At 69.2% G+C, this 14,045-nt stretch carries 13 protein-coding genes; all 13 read left to right on the top strand.

All coding sequences use genetic code 11. From position 1 onward, the window contains the following. Window positions 1-112 precede the first annotated feature (112 nt). The 13 genes from rpsA to ACNI65_RS07085 all read left to right on the top strand — a co-directional run bounded on the left by rpsA (window position 113) and on the right by ACNI65_RS07085 (window position 13,979). Window positions 113-1,798 (top strand): 30S ribosomal protein S1, encoded by a 1,686-nt coding sequence (gene rpsA, locus ACNI65_RS07145; RefSeq protein WP_416763583.1) that lies wholly within the window; start codon window positions 113-115, stop codon window positions 1,796-1,798. A 176-nt stretch (window positions 1,799-1,974) separates the two neighbouring features. Then, complete coding sequence (locus tag ACNI65_RS07140; protein ID WP_088403971.1) at window positions 1,975-2,289, top strand: integration host factor subunit beta; 315 nt, start codon at window positions 1,975-1,977, stop codon at window positions 2,287-2,289. A 121-nt stretch (window positions 2,290-2,410) separates the two neighbouring features. Continuing rightward, the gene (locus ACNI65_RS07135) at window positions 2,411-2,713 is read left to right on the top strand and encodes a LapA family protein (RefSeq protein WP_416762062.1); all 303 of its coding nucleotides are present in this window, start codon (window positions 2,411-2,413) and stop codon (window positions 2,711-2,713) included. Next, window positions 2,703-3,860, top strand: a complete 1,158-nt coding sequence (gene lapB / locus ACNI65_RS07130) for a lipopolysaccharide assembly protein LapB (protein WP_416762060.1) — start codon at window positions 2,703-2,705, stop codon at window positions 3,858-3,860. Before ACNI65_RS07135 ends, lapB begins: the two co-directional genes overlap by 11 nt. Before the next feature lie 19 nt (window positions 3,861-3,879). Then, complete coding sequence (locus ACNI65_RS07125; protein ID WP_416762059.1) at window positions 3,880-4,671, top strand: glycosyltransferase; 792 nt, start codon at window positions 3,880-3,882, stop codon at window positions 4,669-4,671. Window positions 4,672-4,681: 10 nt separating this feature from the next. After that, on the top strand, window positions 4,682-5,725 hold the full coding sequence (locus ACNI65_RS07120; protein WP_416762057.1) for a glycosyltransferase family 2 protein: 1,044 nt from the start codon (window positions 4,682-4,684) through the stop codon (window positions 5,723-5,725). Beyond that, complete coding sequence (locus ACNI65_RS07115) at window positions 5,712-6,806, top strand: glycosyltransferase family 4 protein (protein ID WP_416762056.1); 1,095 nt, start codon at window positions 5,712-5,714, stop codon at window positions 6,804-6,806. The genes ACNI65_RS07120 and ACNI65_RS07115 overlap by 14 nt, the downstream gene beginning before the upstream one ends. A 51-nt stretch (window positions 6,807-6,857) precedes the next feature. Next, complete coding sequence (glf, locus tag ACNI65_RS07110) at window positions 6,858-7,961, top strand: UDP-galactopyranose mutase (protein WP_416762054.1); 1,104 nt, start codon at window positions 6,858-6,860, stop codon at window positions 7,959-7,961. Between the two features lie 7 nt (window positions 7,962-7,968). Beyond that, window positions 7,969-8,853 (top strand): hypothetical protein, encoded by an 885-nt coding sequence (locus tag ACNI65_RS07105; protein WP_416762053.1) that lies wholly within the window; start codon window positions 7,969-7,971, stop codon window positions 8,851-8,853. A 109-nt stretch (window positions 8,854-8,962) separates the two neighbouring features. Beyond that, window positions 8,963-10,771 carry a lipid A export permease/ATP-binding protein MsbA gene (gene msbA / locus ACNI65_RS07100; RefSeq protein WP_416762052.1) on the top strand — a complete coding sequence of 603 codons (1,809 nt, stop codon included), beginning with the start codon at window positions 8,963-8,965 and terminating at the stop codon, window positions 10,769-10,771. Between the two features lie 83 nt (window positions 10,772-10,854). Beyond that, a complete protein-coding gene (locus ACNI65_RS07095) occupies window positions 10,855-11,772 on the top strand; it encodes an intradiol ring-cleavage dioxygenase (RefSeq protein WP_416762051.1) in 918 nt (305 codons plus the stop codon). 6 nt (window positions 11,773-11,778) lie between these two features. Beyond that, window positions 11,779-12,624, top strand: coding sequence for a response regulator transcription factor (locus ACNI65_RS07090; RefSeq protein ID WP_416762050.1), 846 nt, complete (start codon window positions 11,779-11,781; stop codon window positions 12,622-12,624). After that, the gene (locus tag ACNI65_RS07085; protein ID WP_416762049.1) at window positions 12,621-13,979 is read left to right on the top strand and encodes an ATP-binding protein; all 1,359 of its coding nucleotides are present in this window, start codon (window positions 12,621-12,623) and stop codon (window positions 13,977-13,979) included. The genes ACNI65_RS07090 and ACNI65_RS07085 overlap by 4 nt, the downstream gene beginning before the upstream one ends. The last annotated feature ends 66 nt before the right edge of the window (window positions 13,980-14,045 follow it).

The raw sequence follows: 14,045 nt of genomic DNA, 5'->3' as shown, positions 1-14,045 counted from the left end.
CAAGTCCGCTTGCAACACAAGCCCGCGCACCTCTCGGATCAGGCCGCCTGACGCTCATCGAGCCCAGCCGCCGGACGCTCTGTGCCTGGCAAGGAAATCTCACATGTCCCAAATGGAATCTTTCGCCGCCCTCTTCGAGGAATCGCTGCAGAAGTCGAACATGCGCGCCGGCGAGGTCATCTCGGCTGAAGTCGTCCGCATCGAGCACAACTTCGTGGTCGTCAACGCCGGCCTGAAGTCCGAAGCCTACGTGCCCGTCGACGAGTTCAAGAACGACCAGGGCGAAGTCGAAGTCCAAGTCGGTGATTTCATCTCGGTCGCGATCGACGCGATCGAGAACGGCTACGGCGACACCATCCTGTCGCGCGACAAGGCCAAGCGCCTGGCCTCGTGGCTGTCGCTGGAAACCGCCCTGGAATCGGGCGATTTCGTGACCGGCACCGTCTCCGGCAAGGTCAAGGGCGGCCTGACCGTCCTGGTCAACGGCATCCGCGCCTTCCTGCCCGGTTCGCTGCTCGACACCCGCCCGGTGAAGGACATGAGCCCGTTCGAGGGCAAGACCATGGAGTTCAAGGTCATCAAGCTGGACCGCAAGCGCAACAACGTTGTGCTGTCGCGTCGCGCGGTGGTCGAGGCTTCGATGGGTGAAGAGCGCGCCAAGCTGCTCGAGACGCTGACCGAAGGCGCCATCGTCAACGGCGTGGTCAAGAACATCACCGAGTACGGTGCGTTCGTGGACCTGGGCGGCATCGACGGCCTGCTGCACATCACCGACATGGCCTGGCGCCGTGTCCGTCACCCGAGCGAAGTGGTGACGGTGGGTCAAGAGCTGACCGCCAAGGTCCTGAAGTTCGACGCCGAGAAGAACCGCGTCTCGCTGGGCCTGAAGCAGCTGGGCGACGACCCGTGGTTCGGCGTGTCGCGCCGCTACCCGGCCAACACCCGCCTGTTCGGCAAGGTCACCAACATCGCCGACTACGGCGCGTTCGTCGAGATCGAACCGGGCATCGAAGGCCTGGTGCACGTCTCCGAAATGGACTGGACCAACAAGAACGTGGCGCCTTCCAAGGTCGTCTCGCTGGGCGACGAAGTGGAAGTCATGGTGCTGGAGATCGACGAAGACAAGCGTCGCATCTCGCTGGGCATGAAGCAGTGCCGCGCCAACCCGTGGGAAGAGTTCGCCGAGAACGTCAAGCGTGGCGACCGCGTCAAGGGCCCGATCAAGTCGATCACCGACTTCGGCGTGTTCGTGGGCCTGGCCCAGGGCATCGACGGCCTGGTGCACCTGTCCGACCTGTCGTGGAACGAGCCGGGTGAAACCGCCGTCCGCAACTACAAGAAGGGCCAGGAAGTCGACGCGATCGTGCTGGCCGTGGACGTCGAGCGTGAGCGCATCTCGCTGGGCATCAAGCAGCTGGACGGTGATCCGTTCTCGACCTTCGTGTCGGTGAACGACCGTGGCATGACCGTGACCGGCAAGGTCAAGACCGTCGACGCGCGTGGCGCCGAGATCGATCTGGGCGAAGACGTCATCGGTTACCTGCGCGCTTCGGAAATCGGCCGCGACCGGGTGGAAGACGCCCGCAACGTGCTGAAGGAAGGCGACGAAGTCTCCGCCGTCATCATCAACGTCGACCGCAAGTCGCGTGGCATCCAGCTGTCGATCAAGGCCAAGGACAACGCCGACGAGCAGCAAGCCATGCAGCGCCTGTCGCAGTCCAACGAGCGTGAGAACGCCGGCACGACGAGCCTGGGCGCCCTGCTGCGCGCCAAGCTGGACAACCAGAACAACGGCTGATCCTCAAGAGCAGCGGGCGCTCCGCGTTGCGTGGCGCCCGATCTCGAGAGAATCCCCTGTTCTGGCCGGCGGCAGGCTGAGTTAGCCTGACCGCCGCAGACACGCCCAACCGACGCACAAGCGCTTCGACAGGCTCGCTCCGCAGCGAGCCTGTTTTTCTTCAGATGCTGACGACCATGACCCGATCCGACCTGGTGGCCCACTTGTCCGAGCGCTTCGGCCAGCTCACGCAACGAGACACCGAGTTCGCGGTCAAGACCATCCTGGACGCGATGTCCGACGCGCTGGCCCGGGGCCACCGCATCGAGATCCGCGGCTTCGGGAGCTTCTCGATCAACCGCCGCCCGCCGCGCATGGGCCGCAACCCGCGCAGCGGCGAGCAGGTGCTGATCCCCGAGAAGCTGGTGCCCCACTTCAAGCCGGGCAAGGCCCTGCGCGAGGCGGTGGACGCGCAGCTGCCCGTCACGGACGAAGACCAGCAAGCCGCCTGAACGTCGCCCGGGCCTCGGTGGCCCTGGCACAAGCGCCGCCTCGAGCGGCGCTTTTTTTTCGCCGTGCCGAACGTCATGCGTTCGTCTAGCCGTACCGCGCACGCGCCTAGAATCGCCCCCCATGCGAATCCTGGTCTGGCTCTTCCGCGCCTTCCTGTTCTTCTGCCTGTTCGCCTTCGCGCTGAACAACAGCCAGGAGGTCGTCGTGCACTGGTTCTTCGGCCAAGCCTGGCGCTCTCCGCTGGTGATCGTGGTGCTGCTGACCTTCGGGCTCGGTTGCGCCTTCGGCGTGCTGGCGATGGTGCCCTCGTGGTGGCGCCACAAGCGCGCCGCGGCCAGATCGCTGCCTCCCGCGGACGATGTGCCGCCGCCGTCCGCGGCGAGCGTCTCCGCCAACGACCCCAAGATCCCCGATGGAATTTGATCTGAGCTGGCTGCTCATCGGCGTCCCCCTGGTCTTCGGCCTGGGCTGGCTCGCGTCCAAGCTGGACTCGCGCCAGTGGAAACGCGAGCAGCGCGACGCGCCGCGCGCCTACTTCAAGGGTTTGAACCTGCTGCTCAACGAGCAGCAGGACAAGGCGATCGACGCCTTCATCGAGGCCGTGCAGGCCGACCCGGACACGTCCGAGCTGCATTTCGCGCTGGGCAACCTGTTCCGCCGCCGCGGCGAGTACGAACGCGCGGTGCGCGTGCACCAGCACCTGCTGTCGCGCGGCGATCTGCCCAAGTCCGAACGCGACCGCGCGCAGTACGCGCTGGCGCAGGACTTCTTCAAGGCCGGCCTGTTCGACCGGGCCGAATCGGCCTACGAGGCGCTCAAGGGCACGGCCTTCGACCACGAGGCGGCGCTGGCGCTGCTGTCCTTGTACGAGCGTTCCCGCGAATGGGCCAAGGCGGCCGAGGTCTCCGAGCAACTGGAGGCCGCCGGCACCGGCAGCTTCGCCAGCCGGATCGCCAACTACTGGTGCGAGCTGGCGCTGGAGGCGCAGGCCCATCAGGACGAGGCCCAGGCGCGTCGGTGGCTGGACCAGGCACGCGAGCGCGCGCCGCAGTCCGCGCGCGCCTACGTGCTGCTGGGCCAGATGCTGGCCCGCCAGGGCGATCAGCCCGGCGCGATGGCGCTGTACGGCGAGCTGCTGAAGGCCAACCCGGATGCGTTCAACCTGGTCGCGCGCGATTACGCGCAGGGCGCGCAGGCCACCGGCACGGTGCCGCAGGCGCTGGCGCTGATCGAGGCCCAGTACCGCCGCCATCCGAGCATGGCGCTGCTGCAGGCGATCGCGCTGCTGGAACCCGCGCCCGACGCGCAACGCCGCCGCCTGTCCGAGCACCTGCGCGTGGAGCCGGCCCTGTCCGCCGCCACGCAACTGCTGCAACAGAGCCAGTCGCGCCAGCAGCCGCTCAACGACGACGAGGCCCAGCTGGTCGGCACCGCGCTGCAGCGCGCCGTGCGTCCATTGCAGCGCTATCGCTGCGCCGCGTGCGGTTTCGAGTCGCAACACTATTTCTGGCAATGCCCCGGCTGCCTCAGCTGGGACAGTTACCCTCCCCGTCACGTCGAAGAGCTCTGATCCCGCGATGACCACCCCGATGAGCTCCTCCCCCACGAGCGCCCCGAGCACGTCCGGCGCGCCGACCGATGCCGCCGCGCAGCGCGTCATCCTGTGCATGAAGTGGGGCACCAAGTACGGTCCCGAGTACGTCAACCGGCTCTACGCGATGGTGCGCCGCCACCTGCGCGGCGACTTCCGCTTCGTCTGCCTGACGGACCGCGGCGAAGGCGTGCGCGCCGAGGTCGAATGCCTGCCGATCCCGCCGCTGGACCTGCCCCCGGGCAGCCCTGAGCGCGGCTGGACCAAGCTGACCACCTTCAGCGACGACCTGGTGCAGAAGTACGGCCTGCGCGGCACGGCGCTGTTCCTGGATCTGGACGTGGTGATCGTCGACGACATCACGCCGTTCTTCGAGGAGCCCGGCGAGTTCCTCATCATTCATGACTGGAAGCGCCCCTGGCGCATCACCGGCAACTCGTCGGTCTACCGCTTCACGCTGGGCGCGCATCCCGAGGTGCTGGCCAAGTTCCGCCGCGAGTTCGACGCGATCCGCGCGAAGTTCCGCAACGAGCAGGCCTATCTCTCCGACGAGATGCATCAGAAGGGACTGCTGAAGTACTGGGACGCGCGCTGGTGCGCGAGCTTCAAGTACCACAGCATCCCGCGCTGGCCGCTGAACTACTTCCAGGCGCCGTTCATTCCCGAGGGCGCCCGGATCCTGATCTTCCACGGCGTGATGAATCCGCCCGACGCGCTGGCAGGCCGCAGCAACGGCAACTGGCGCCGTCCGAAACCGGCCGGCTGGATCGCCGACCACTGGCGCGAGTGACGAGGTTCGCATGAGCGCGACCCTCCCCTCCCCGACGCCGTGGCTGTCGGTGCTGATCCCGGTCTTCAACGTCAAGGACTACCTGCGCGAGTGCGTGGACTCGGTCGTCTCGCAGGCGGATGCCGGCGTCGAGATCCTGCTGGTGGACGACTGCTCCACCGACGGATCGGGCGAGCTCGTGCGCGCGATCGCGGCCGAGCACGCCGCCGGCCCCGTGCGCGTGCGCGGCTTGTTCCATGAGAAGAACCTGGGCCTGTCCGGCGCGCGCAACACGATGCTGCAGGCCGCGCACGGCGAGTACGTGTGGTTCGTCGACTCGGACGATTACCTGATGCCCGGCGCGATCCCGCGCCTGCGCGAGGTGGTCCAGGCCCATGCGCCGGCCCTGGTGCTGTGCGACTTCTTCATGCTGCGCGAGCACACCAAGCTCAAGCACCGGCTGCGCGGCGAGATGCATCGCCGCACCTTCTTCGGGCCGGAGCGCCAGCTGGTGTCGGACCACTCGTTGCTGATGCGCGGGCTGTTCGAGGCGGGCCAGATGCACAGCTGGTCCAAGATCGCGCGACGCAGCGTCTGGGGCGAGGAGCTGCGCTTCCCGGTCGGACGCTACTTCGAGGACATGGCCACGACGCCGTGGCTGGCGCTGCAGGCCGAGAACGCCTGGTATGAGCCGGCCGTGTGGGTCGCCTACCGGCAGCGCGCCGGGTCCATCCTCAGCACGCCCAACGTGACCAAGGCCGAGCATCTGGCCCATGCGTTGGCGAACCTGCGCGACGCAGCCCAGGGCCGGCCGCTGGACGATGCGGCGAATTTCGCCTGGGCCCACTTCGCGGCGCGCAACTTCATAGGCGCCTCGCGCATGGCCGACAAGGCGCTGCCCGACGGTTGCGAGAAGACGGTGGCGATGTTCCGGCAGGCCTTCGAGGAAGCGTCGCCGATCCCGCTGCGCGAGCTGGACCGGGCCTACAAGTCGCGCGGCTGGTTCGTGCGGGCGATGCGCCTGCGCTACTGGCTGCGCCGGGCGGAACTGGCGGGGACCCGTGCGACAGCCTGAGGACGCTTCCGGACACGCGACCGGAGGCGCGCCCGGAGGCTCGCCCGGACAGGCGCTCCACATCGCGCATGTCCTGCTGACCGACCGTTTCGCCGGCAGCGAGCGTTACGCGATCGACCTGGCCAACCTGCAGGCGCCGCATCACCGCGTGACGATGATCCTGACGCGATCGGCGGGCGAGTCCCGTCCCGACGCGCTGGCGCATCGGCTCGATCCGCGCGTGGACGTGCAGTTCGTCGACGGCTGGGCACCGCTGCGGATGCTGGCCGTGCGTCGCCGGCTGCGCGCGCTGCGTCCCGATGTCGCCCATGGCCACCTCAGCTGGGCCAATCGCGCGCTCAACGGCTGGCGCGGCGAGGCGACGATGCGCGTGTCCACGCTGCACATCCGCTACAAGGGCCCACAGCAATCGAAGCTCGATGGCGTGATCGCGATCGCGCCGTGGCAGCTCGAGGACCTGCCGGCCAGCTTGCCGCATGTCCAGATCGACAACTGGAGCGAGCCTCGGCCCCCACGAGACGACGCGCGCGCGCAGCTGCGCCGCTCGCTGGGCATGGCCGACGACGAGGTGCTGTTCGGCGCGCTGGGCCGGGTCGAGGAGAGCAAGGGGCTGGACGTCCTGATCGAGGCCTGGCAACGGGCGCGGCCGGCGCGCGCGCGGCTGGTGATCGTCGGCCATGGCCGCGACTGGGAACGTCTGCGGCGCATGGCGCCTCCGGACATCGTCATGCCCGGCTTCGCCGAACGGCCGCAGGACTGGATGTCCGCGTTCGACGTGTTCGTCAGCGCGGCGCGCAGCGAGCCCTTCGGGCTGGTGTTCCTGGAGGCGATGTACGCGGGGCTGCCCATCCTGGCCAGCGACAGCGAAGGCGCGAGTCACCTGTCCGCCGTGATCGACACGCCGCTGCTGCCGCGCGGGGACGTGGGCGCGCTGGCCCAGGCGCTGGACCGCCTGGCGTGCACGCGGCCGCCGCGGCGGGGCTATGAGCTCTCGCGCTTCGACGCCGGCCATCAGGCCGCGCGCATCGAGGCCTTCTACCGCGAGCTGCTGGCCGGCGCCCGCCTGAAGAAGCCCCGATAAAGCTGGGTTGTTCCGGAGGCCCGGCCCAGGCGCCAGCGCCACAATCCGCGCATGAAGACCGATTACCTGATCGTCGGCGCCGGATACGCCGGTTCCGTCTGCGCCCGCGAGCTGGCCGATGCCGGCAAGACCGTGGTCCTGATCGACAAGCGCCCGCACATCGGCGGCAACGCCTATGACGAGCGCGACGCCCACGGCGTGCTGATCCACCCGTACGGGCCGCACATCTTCCACACCAACTCGAAGAAGGTCTTCGAGTACCTGTCGCGCTTCACCACCTGGCGCTTCTACGAGCACCGCGTGCTGGCGAAGGTCGGCGAGCAGCTGCTGCCCATCCCGATCAACCGCACGACGATCAACACGCTCTACGGCCTGTCGCTGACCGAGGACGAGGTGCAGGGCTACCTGGAGACGGTGCGCGAGCCGCGCGAGCCGATCCAGACCAGCGAGGACGTGGTGCTGAACAGCGTCGGCCGCGACCTGTGCGACAAGTTCTTCCGCGGCTACACGAAGAAGCAATGGGGGCTGGACCTGTCGCAGCTGTCCGCGGGCGTGGCCGCGCGCATCCCGACGCGCAGCAACGACGACGACCGCTACTTCGGCGACACCTTCCAGTTCATGCCGGCCGACGGCTACACGGCGATGTTCGAGCGCCTGCTGGACCACCCGGCCATCACGGTGCGCACCGGCGTGGACTTCCAGGACGTGCGGGGCGACTTCCCAGGCGCGCACATCATCTACACCGGCCCGATCGACGCCTATTTCGATCACTGCCACGGCCCGCTGCCCTACCGCAGCCTGCGCTTCGCCCACGAGCATCTGCCGACGACGGCGAAGGTGCAGGCGGTGGGCACGGTGAACTATCCGAACGACCACGACTACACGCGCATCACCGAGTTCAAGCACCTGACGGGCGAGCAGCACGCCGGCACGTCCATCGTGCGCGAGTACCCGCAGGCCGAAGGCGACCCGTACTACCCGGTGCCGCGGCCCGAGAACGAGGCGCTGTACAAGAAGTACGCCGAGATGGCCGATCAGGCCCAGGGCGTCACCTTCGTCGGCCGGCTGGCGCAGTACCGCTACTACAACATGGACCAGATCGTCGCCGCGGCGCTGAAGACGGCTCAGGATCTGCTGGAGATTCCCAAGGCATGATCTCGGGATGACCGTTTACTCCGAAGACCGGACGCCCGAGGCGATCCGGCGACCTGCCGTCCTGGTGTCGTGGGACGGCGCGAGCTTGCCGCTGGCGCTGGTCCAGTTCGACGCCCACCCCGAATTCGACTGGATCCTCTTCGACTACACCGGCCGCCAGGCACCGGGCCAACGCACCCTGCGAGGCCAGCCCGTCACGGTGCTCGCCGCCAGGACCGAGTGCAAGGGCGAGATCTACAAGCACCTGGCTGATCACCTGGCCGATCACCTCGCCTCGACCGCTTCCGATCCGGCCTCCGGCCCCTGGCCCGAGTACGTCGGCGTCATCGACGACGACATCCTGATCTCGGTCGCCCAGATCAACACCGCGCTGCACCTGGGCCGCAGCGAGCGGCTGGACGTCTTCTCGCCCGTGCTCAGCCACGACAGCCCCTACTCCCACCAATGGATGCGTCAGCAGCCCCACAAGCTCTACCGCGAGGTGGACTGGGTGGAGGTCATGATGCCCTTCTATCGGGGGGACCTCTTCATGGCGGCGCGCCCCTACTACCAGGACAACATCTCCTCCTGGGGGCTGGACCGCTTCCTGATCCCCACGCTGCAGCAACTCCGCGGCCAGACGCGCACCGCGCTGCTGGACACGGTCATGGCCAGCCACCGCCGCCCGGTCACCAGCGGCGAGAAGGTCTACCGCAACGGCCGCACCGCCTGGCAGGAACGCCAGATCCTGCGCCAGGCCAGCCTGGACCTGATCGCCCGCGAGGCCCCCGGACTGGTGAAGAGCCCCTGGTATCACCGGACCTTCGTTGCCCGCGAGACCCCCAACAAGTGGATTCGCTGGAAGCGCCGCGCCGCCCGCGCGGTCACCGCCTGGCTGGACGCGGCTCGCTGAGCGCCCTGCCCCTGCGCCGCCGCGGCGCGCGACTCCGGCACAATCCCCGCTTTCACCCCTCGCTCCCCTGGCCGGGGCCGGCGCGTCGCGCCCGGCGCCGGCCTGCGCCATGACCGACCCCACTTCCGCCAAAGACAACGAACCGCTGGCCCCCACCGCGAGCCGACTGTGGCGCTTCATGAAGCCGCATCGCTGGGGCCTGCTGCTCTCCATCCTCTCCTTCGTGCTGGTCGCGGCCACCGAGCCGCTGATCCCGCAGCTGCTGGGCTTCGCGCTCGGCGAGGGCTTCAGCGGCAAGCCGGCCGGGACCGGCTCCACGCTGCCCGGCGGCGTGGCGATGCCCTCGCTGCACGTCCAGTACAGCTTCCCCATCTGGATGGTGCCCATCGTGCTGATCGGGCTGTTCGCGCTGCGCGGGCTGTTCAGCTTCTGCGGCCAGTACCTGCTGAACTGGACGATCTCGCGCACCGTGATGGACCTGCGCGCGGCGCTGCTGCAGGTGCTGCTGCGCGCCGATGCCCGCGTCTACACCAGCCTGCAGCCGGCCACCGCCGTGACCAAGGTCGTCAACGACCCCCAGCACGTCGTGACGCTGATCGCCGGCGCGCTCGTGACCATCCTGCGCGACGGCCTGCCCGCGCTCGCGCTGATGGGCTACCTGTTCTTCATCAACTGGAAGCTCACGCTGCTGTCGCTGATCACGGTGCCGGGCCTGGCGTTCGTCGTGCGCAAGGTCAACAAGCGGGTGCGCCGCATGGGCACCTGGGCCTATGACGCGCAGCTGCGGCTGGTGTCGGTGGTCGAGGACATCACCCGCGCCTGGCGCGTGGTGCGCAGCTTCGATGCCGCGGACTACGAGAAGCGCCGCTTCGCCGAGCGCGCCCGCGAGGTGCAGCGCGCCTCGCTCAAGACCGCTGCGTCCAACGCGATGGCGCAGCCGCTGTCGCAGCTGATGGCCAGCGTCGGCATCTCGCTCATCGTGAGCCTGGCGCTGTACCAGTCCCGCGTGAACGGCACCGGCGTGGGCGACTTCGCCGCCTTCGTCGCGGCGCTGCTGCTGATGAGCTCGCGGCTGCGCCATCTGAGCGACGTGATGCAGCCCATCACGAACGCGCTGGTCGTGGCGCGCGGCTGCATCGGCCTGCTGGACACGCCCGCCGAGCGCGACACCGGCACGCGCGAGCTGACGGAGGTCCGCGGCGACATCGTGCTGGAACAGGTCACGCTGCGTTATCCGGGCGCGAACCGCGACGCGCTCGCGGCGCTGGACCTGCGTATCCCGTCGGGCAAGACCACCGCGCTGGTGGGCAGCTCGGGCGCGGGCAAGAGCTCGGTGGTGAGCCTGCTGCTCGGCTTCGAGCATCCCGACAGCGGCCGCATCCTGCTGGACGGCGTGCCCATCGATGAACTGACCAAGGCCAACCTGCGCCGCCAGTTCGCGGTCGTGTCGCAGGACATCGTGCTGTTCGACCTCTCGGTCGCCGACAACATTGCCTACGCGCAGGAACGCGACGACGCCAAGCTCGAGCAGGTGCTGCGCGCCGCCGCGCTGTGGGACTTCGTGCAGGGCCTGCCCGAGGGGCTGGACACCACCGTCGGCGCCAACGGCAGCAAGCTGTCGGGCGGTCAGCGTCAGCGCCTGGCGATCGCGCGCGCGCTGTACAAGGACGCGCCGGTGTGGATCTTCGACGAGGCCACCTCGGCGCTCGACACCGAGAGCGAACGCGCCGTGCAGCAGGCGCTGGAGCAGTGGCAGGGCCGCAAGACGTTGATCGTGATCGCGCATCGGCTCTCGACCATCCGCCGCGCGGACTGCATCCAGGTGATGGCCGACGGGCAGGTCATCGAGTCCGGCGACCATGACGCGCTCCTGGCGCGAGATGGGACCTACGCGGGCATGGTCAAGGTCCAGCATTGAGCTTGTCAGACCTGACACAAAGACGATAAGCCCCGGACAAGGCGCGTCTATCCAATGCGGAGCATCCCCCACAGGAGTTCCGCATGCAGCCTCATCGCCACGCATCCGACGCCACCGACGATCACGGCCACGGCCACGGTCATGACCACGACCAGGGTCTCGCGCACGACCTCGCCGTCCTGCTGCAGCGCCGCCGCGCGCTGGGCCTGCTCGCCGGGATCGCCGGCATCGGCGGCCTGACGCTGATCGGCTGCGGCGGTGGCGGCTCCGACACCACCACCGTCACCACCGGCTCGTCGACCTCGGGCTCGGGTTCTACCGGCACGGGCACGACCACCGGCAGCACCGGCAGCTGCTCGGTCATCCCCGAGGAGACCGCGGGCCCCTACCCCGGCGACGGCTCCAACAGCAACGGCAGCGGCGTCACCAACGCGCTGGCGCTCAGCGGCATCGTGCGCAGCGACATCCGCACCAGCATCGGCACCGCCAGCGCCACCGCGGGCGGCGTGCCGCTGACGCTGACGCTCAAGCTGGTCAACACCAGCAGCAGCTGCGCCGATCTCTCGGGCTACGCGATCTACCTCTGGCATTGCGACCGCGAGGGCCGCTACTCGCTGTACAGCGCCAGCATCGTCAACGAGAACTACCTGCGCGGCGTGCAGAGCACCGGCAGCGACGGCACCGTCACCTTCACGACGATCTTCCCGGGCTGCTACGACGGCCGCATGCCCCACATGCACTTCGAGGTCTACAAGTCGGCGAGCGCCGCGACCTCGTACGCCAACAAGATCAAGACCTCGCAGATCGCCCTCCCCACCGACGTCTGCACGACGGTCTACAGCACCGCCTCGGGCTACAGCAGCAGCCTGACCAACTTCAACCGCATCAGCTTCGCCTCCGACAACGTGTTCAGCGACGGCTACTCGACGCAGCTGGCCACGCTGACCGGCAGCGTCGCCGCCGGCTACGTCGCGACCCTGACGGTGGGCATCGCCGCCTGATCCCGCATGCCGCGCTTCATTCCCTCCTCCTCCGCTCAGCAACCGGGCTTCTCGACGGCGTCGCCGCTGGAGGTGAGCGCCGGATCGGCCGGTGTATCGTGCGTGGCTCAGGCCGGCATGCCGCCGGCCGTGCCGGTGGAGATGCGCATGACGCGGTGTCTGGTGGTCGACGACGATGCGGAGATCCGCCGGTCGCTCGGCGAGTACTTGCAGAAGTTCAGCGTGACGGTGGGCACCGCGGCCGACGGCCGCGAGATGCGCCGGCAGATGGCCGCGCAGGTCTTCGACGTCGTCGTGCTGGACCTGATGCTGCCCGACGAGAACGGCCTGACGCTGTGCCAGTGGATCCAGCAGCACCATCCGTCGGTGCCGGTGATCATGCTGACCGCCCACGGCGACCCGATCAGCCGCGTGCTCGGGCTGGAGATGGGCGCCGACGACTACCTCTCCAAGCCCTTCGAGCCCCGCGAGCTCGTCGCCCGCATCCATGCGATCCGGCGCCGCGCGCGCCGCGGCGAGCACGAGGCGCAGACCCGGCGCGAGTTCCGCTTCGAGGGCTGGGCCTTCGACCGGCTGCTGCGTCAGCTGGTGTCGCCGCAGCAGGTGGTGGTGCCGCTGTCGAGCGCCGAGTTCCGCATGCTCAGCGCGCTGGTGGAACGCCCCGGGCGGGTGCTCAGCCGCGAGCAGCTGATCGAGCTCACGCGCGCGCCCGGCGTCGAGGTCAATGACCGCAGCGTGGACCTGACGATCTCGCGGCTGCGGCAGAAGCTGGGCGATTCGCCCAAGGAGCCGCGCCTGATCCGCACGATGCGCGGCGAGGGTTATCTCTTCGACGCCCAGGTGCAGGCTTGAGCGCGGACGAGCGCTCGCCCGGGCGGCCCGGCCCCTTGCGCCCCGGCCCCTTGCGTCGAGGCTTCGAGCGCGTCTTCGGCGACACGCTGGCGCGGCGCATCTTCCTGCTGTTGTGGGTGACGCTGGTGGTGGCGCAGGCGCTGGCCATCGGCGTCGTGACCTGGACACGCGGCGAGTTCGACGTCCAGCGCGTGCGCGTGCCGGGTGCGCCCTCGCTGCCGCCGATGCCGCAGTTGGGCCGCGGACCGGACCAGCCGGGATCGCAGGATCCGCAGGGCCAGCAGGGGCCGTTCCGGCCGCAGGACGCGCCGCCCGCGATGCATGACGTGCCGCTGCCCGGCGACGTGCCGATGCCGCCGCGCGATAGCTTCCGCGGCTTCCCGCAGGACGGAGGCTCGCCGTCGGATCCGCCGCGCTGGCGCGGCCCGTTCCGCGCGCTCACCGGCTGGGAGCTGACGCTGGATTACGGCATCCGGCTGCTGGTGACCGGCCTGGCGGCGTGGATCGCGTCGCGCTGGCTGTCGCGGCCGATGCGCGATCTGGTGCGGGCCTCGCAGGACCTGGGCCAGTCGTTGCACAAGCAGGAGCGGCTGCCGCTGCTCGACGAGCGGCAGGGCACCGTGGAGATGCGAGAGACCGCCCAGGTCTTCAACACGATGGCGCGGCAGCTGCGGCGCCAGTTCAACGAGCGCGGGCTGATGGTGGCGGCGATCTCGCACGATCTGCGCACGCCGCTCACGCGGCTGCGCATGCGGCTGGAGACGCTGGACATCGACGAGCTGCAACGCCAGCGCTCGGTCGAGGACATCCACGAGATGAATGCGCTGGTGGACGCGGTGATGGAGCTCTTCCGCGGCGATGGCCCCGGCGCGGCCGAGCCGCTGCAAGGCGTGGACCTCGGCGCGCTGGCGATGGCGCTGAGCGACGATCTGGTCGAGCAGGCCATGCCGGTGACCTGCGAGGTCATCGGCGATGTCATCGGCGATCCCGGTGATGAGGACGGTCAATCGCCGGTGCTCGCCAAGGGCCAGCCCATGGCGCTGCGTCGCGTGCTGGGCAATCTGATCGGCAACGCGGTGCGCTACGGTGGCAGCGCGGAGGTCCAGGTCGGACGCGACGAACAGGGTCCGTGGCTGCGCGTGATGGACCGCGGGCCGGGCATTCCGGCCGATCAGCTGGAAGCGGTCTTCGAGCCCTTCTTCCGGCTGGAGGCCTCGCGCAATCGCCACACCGGGGGCGCGGGCCTGGGCCTGTACATCGCCCGCGAGCTGACCTTGCGGCAGCGCGGCTCGCTGGTGCTGTCGAATCGCCCAGAAGGCGGGTTGATGGCGGAGGTGCGGCTGACCCGCGGCTGACGTCCTGCTGACGTCGAGCTGACCGGGCCCACCCGGACGGTGGCCCCTTCACGGGGCCTGCTTGAA

It is taken from the genome of Roseateles sp. So40a, from assembly GCF_048081605.1.
Taxonomy (GTDB): domain Bacteria; phylum Pseudomonadota; class Gammaproteobacteria; order Burkholderiales; family Burkholderiaceae_C; genus Roseateles.
Note: the sequence above shows the minus strand (reverse complement) of the source record. Positions and strands in the feature narration are given on the sequence as shown.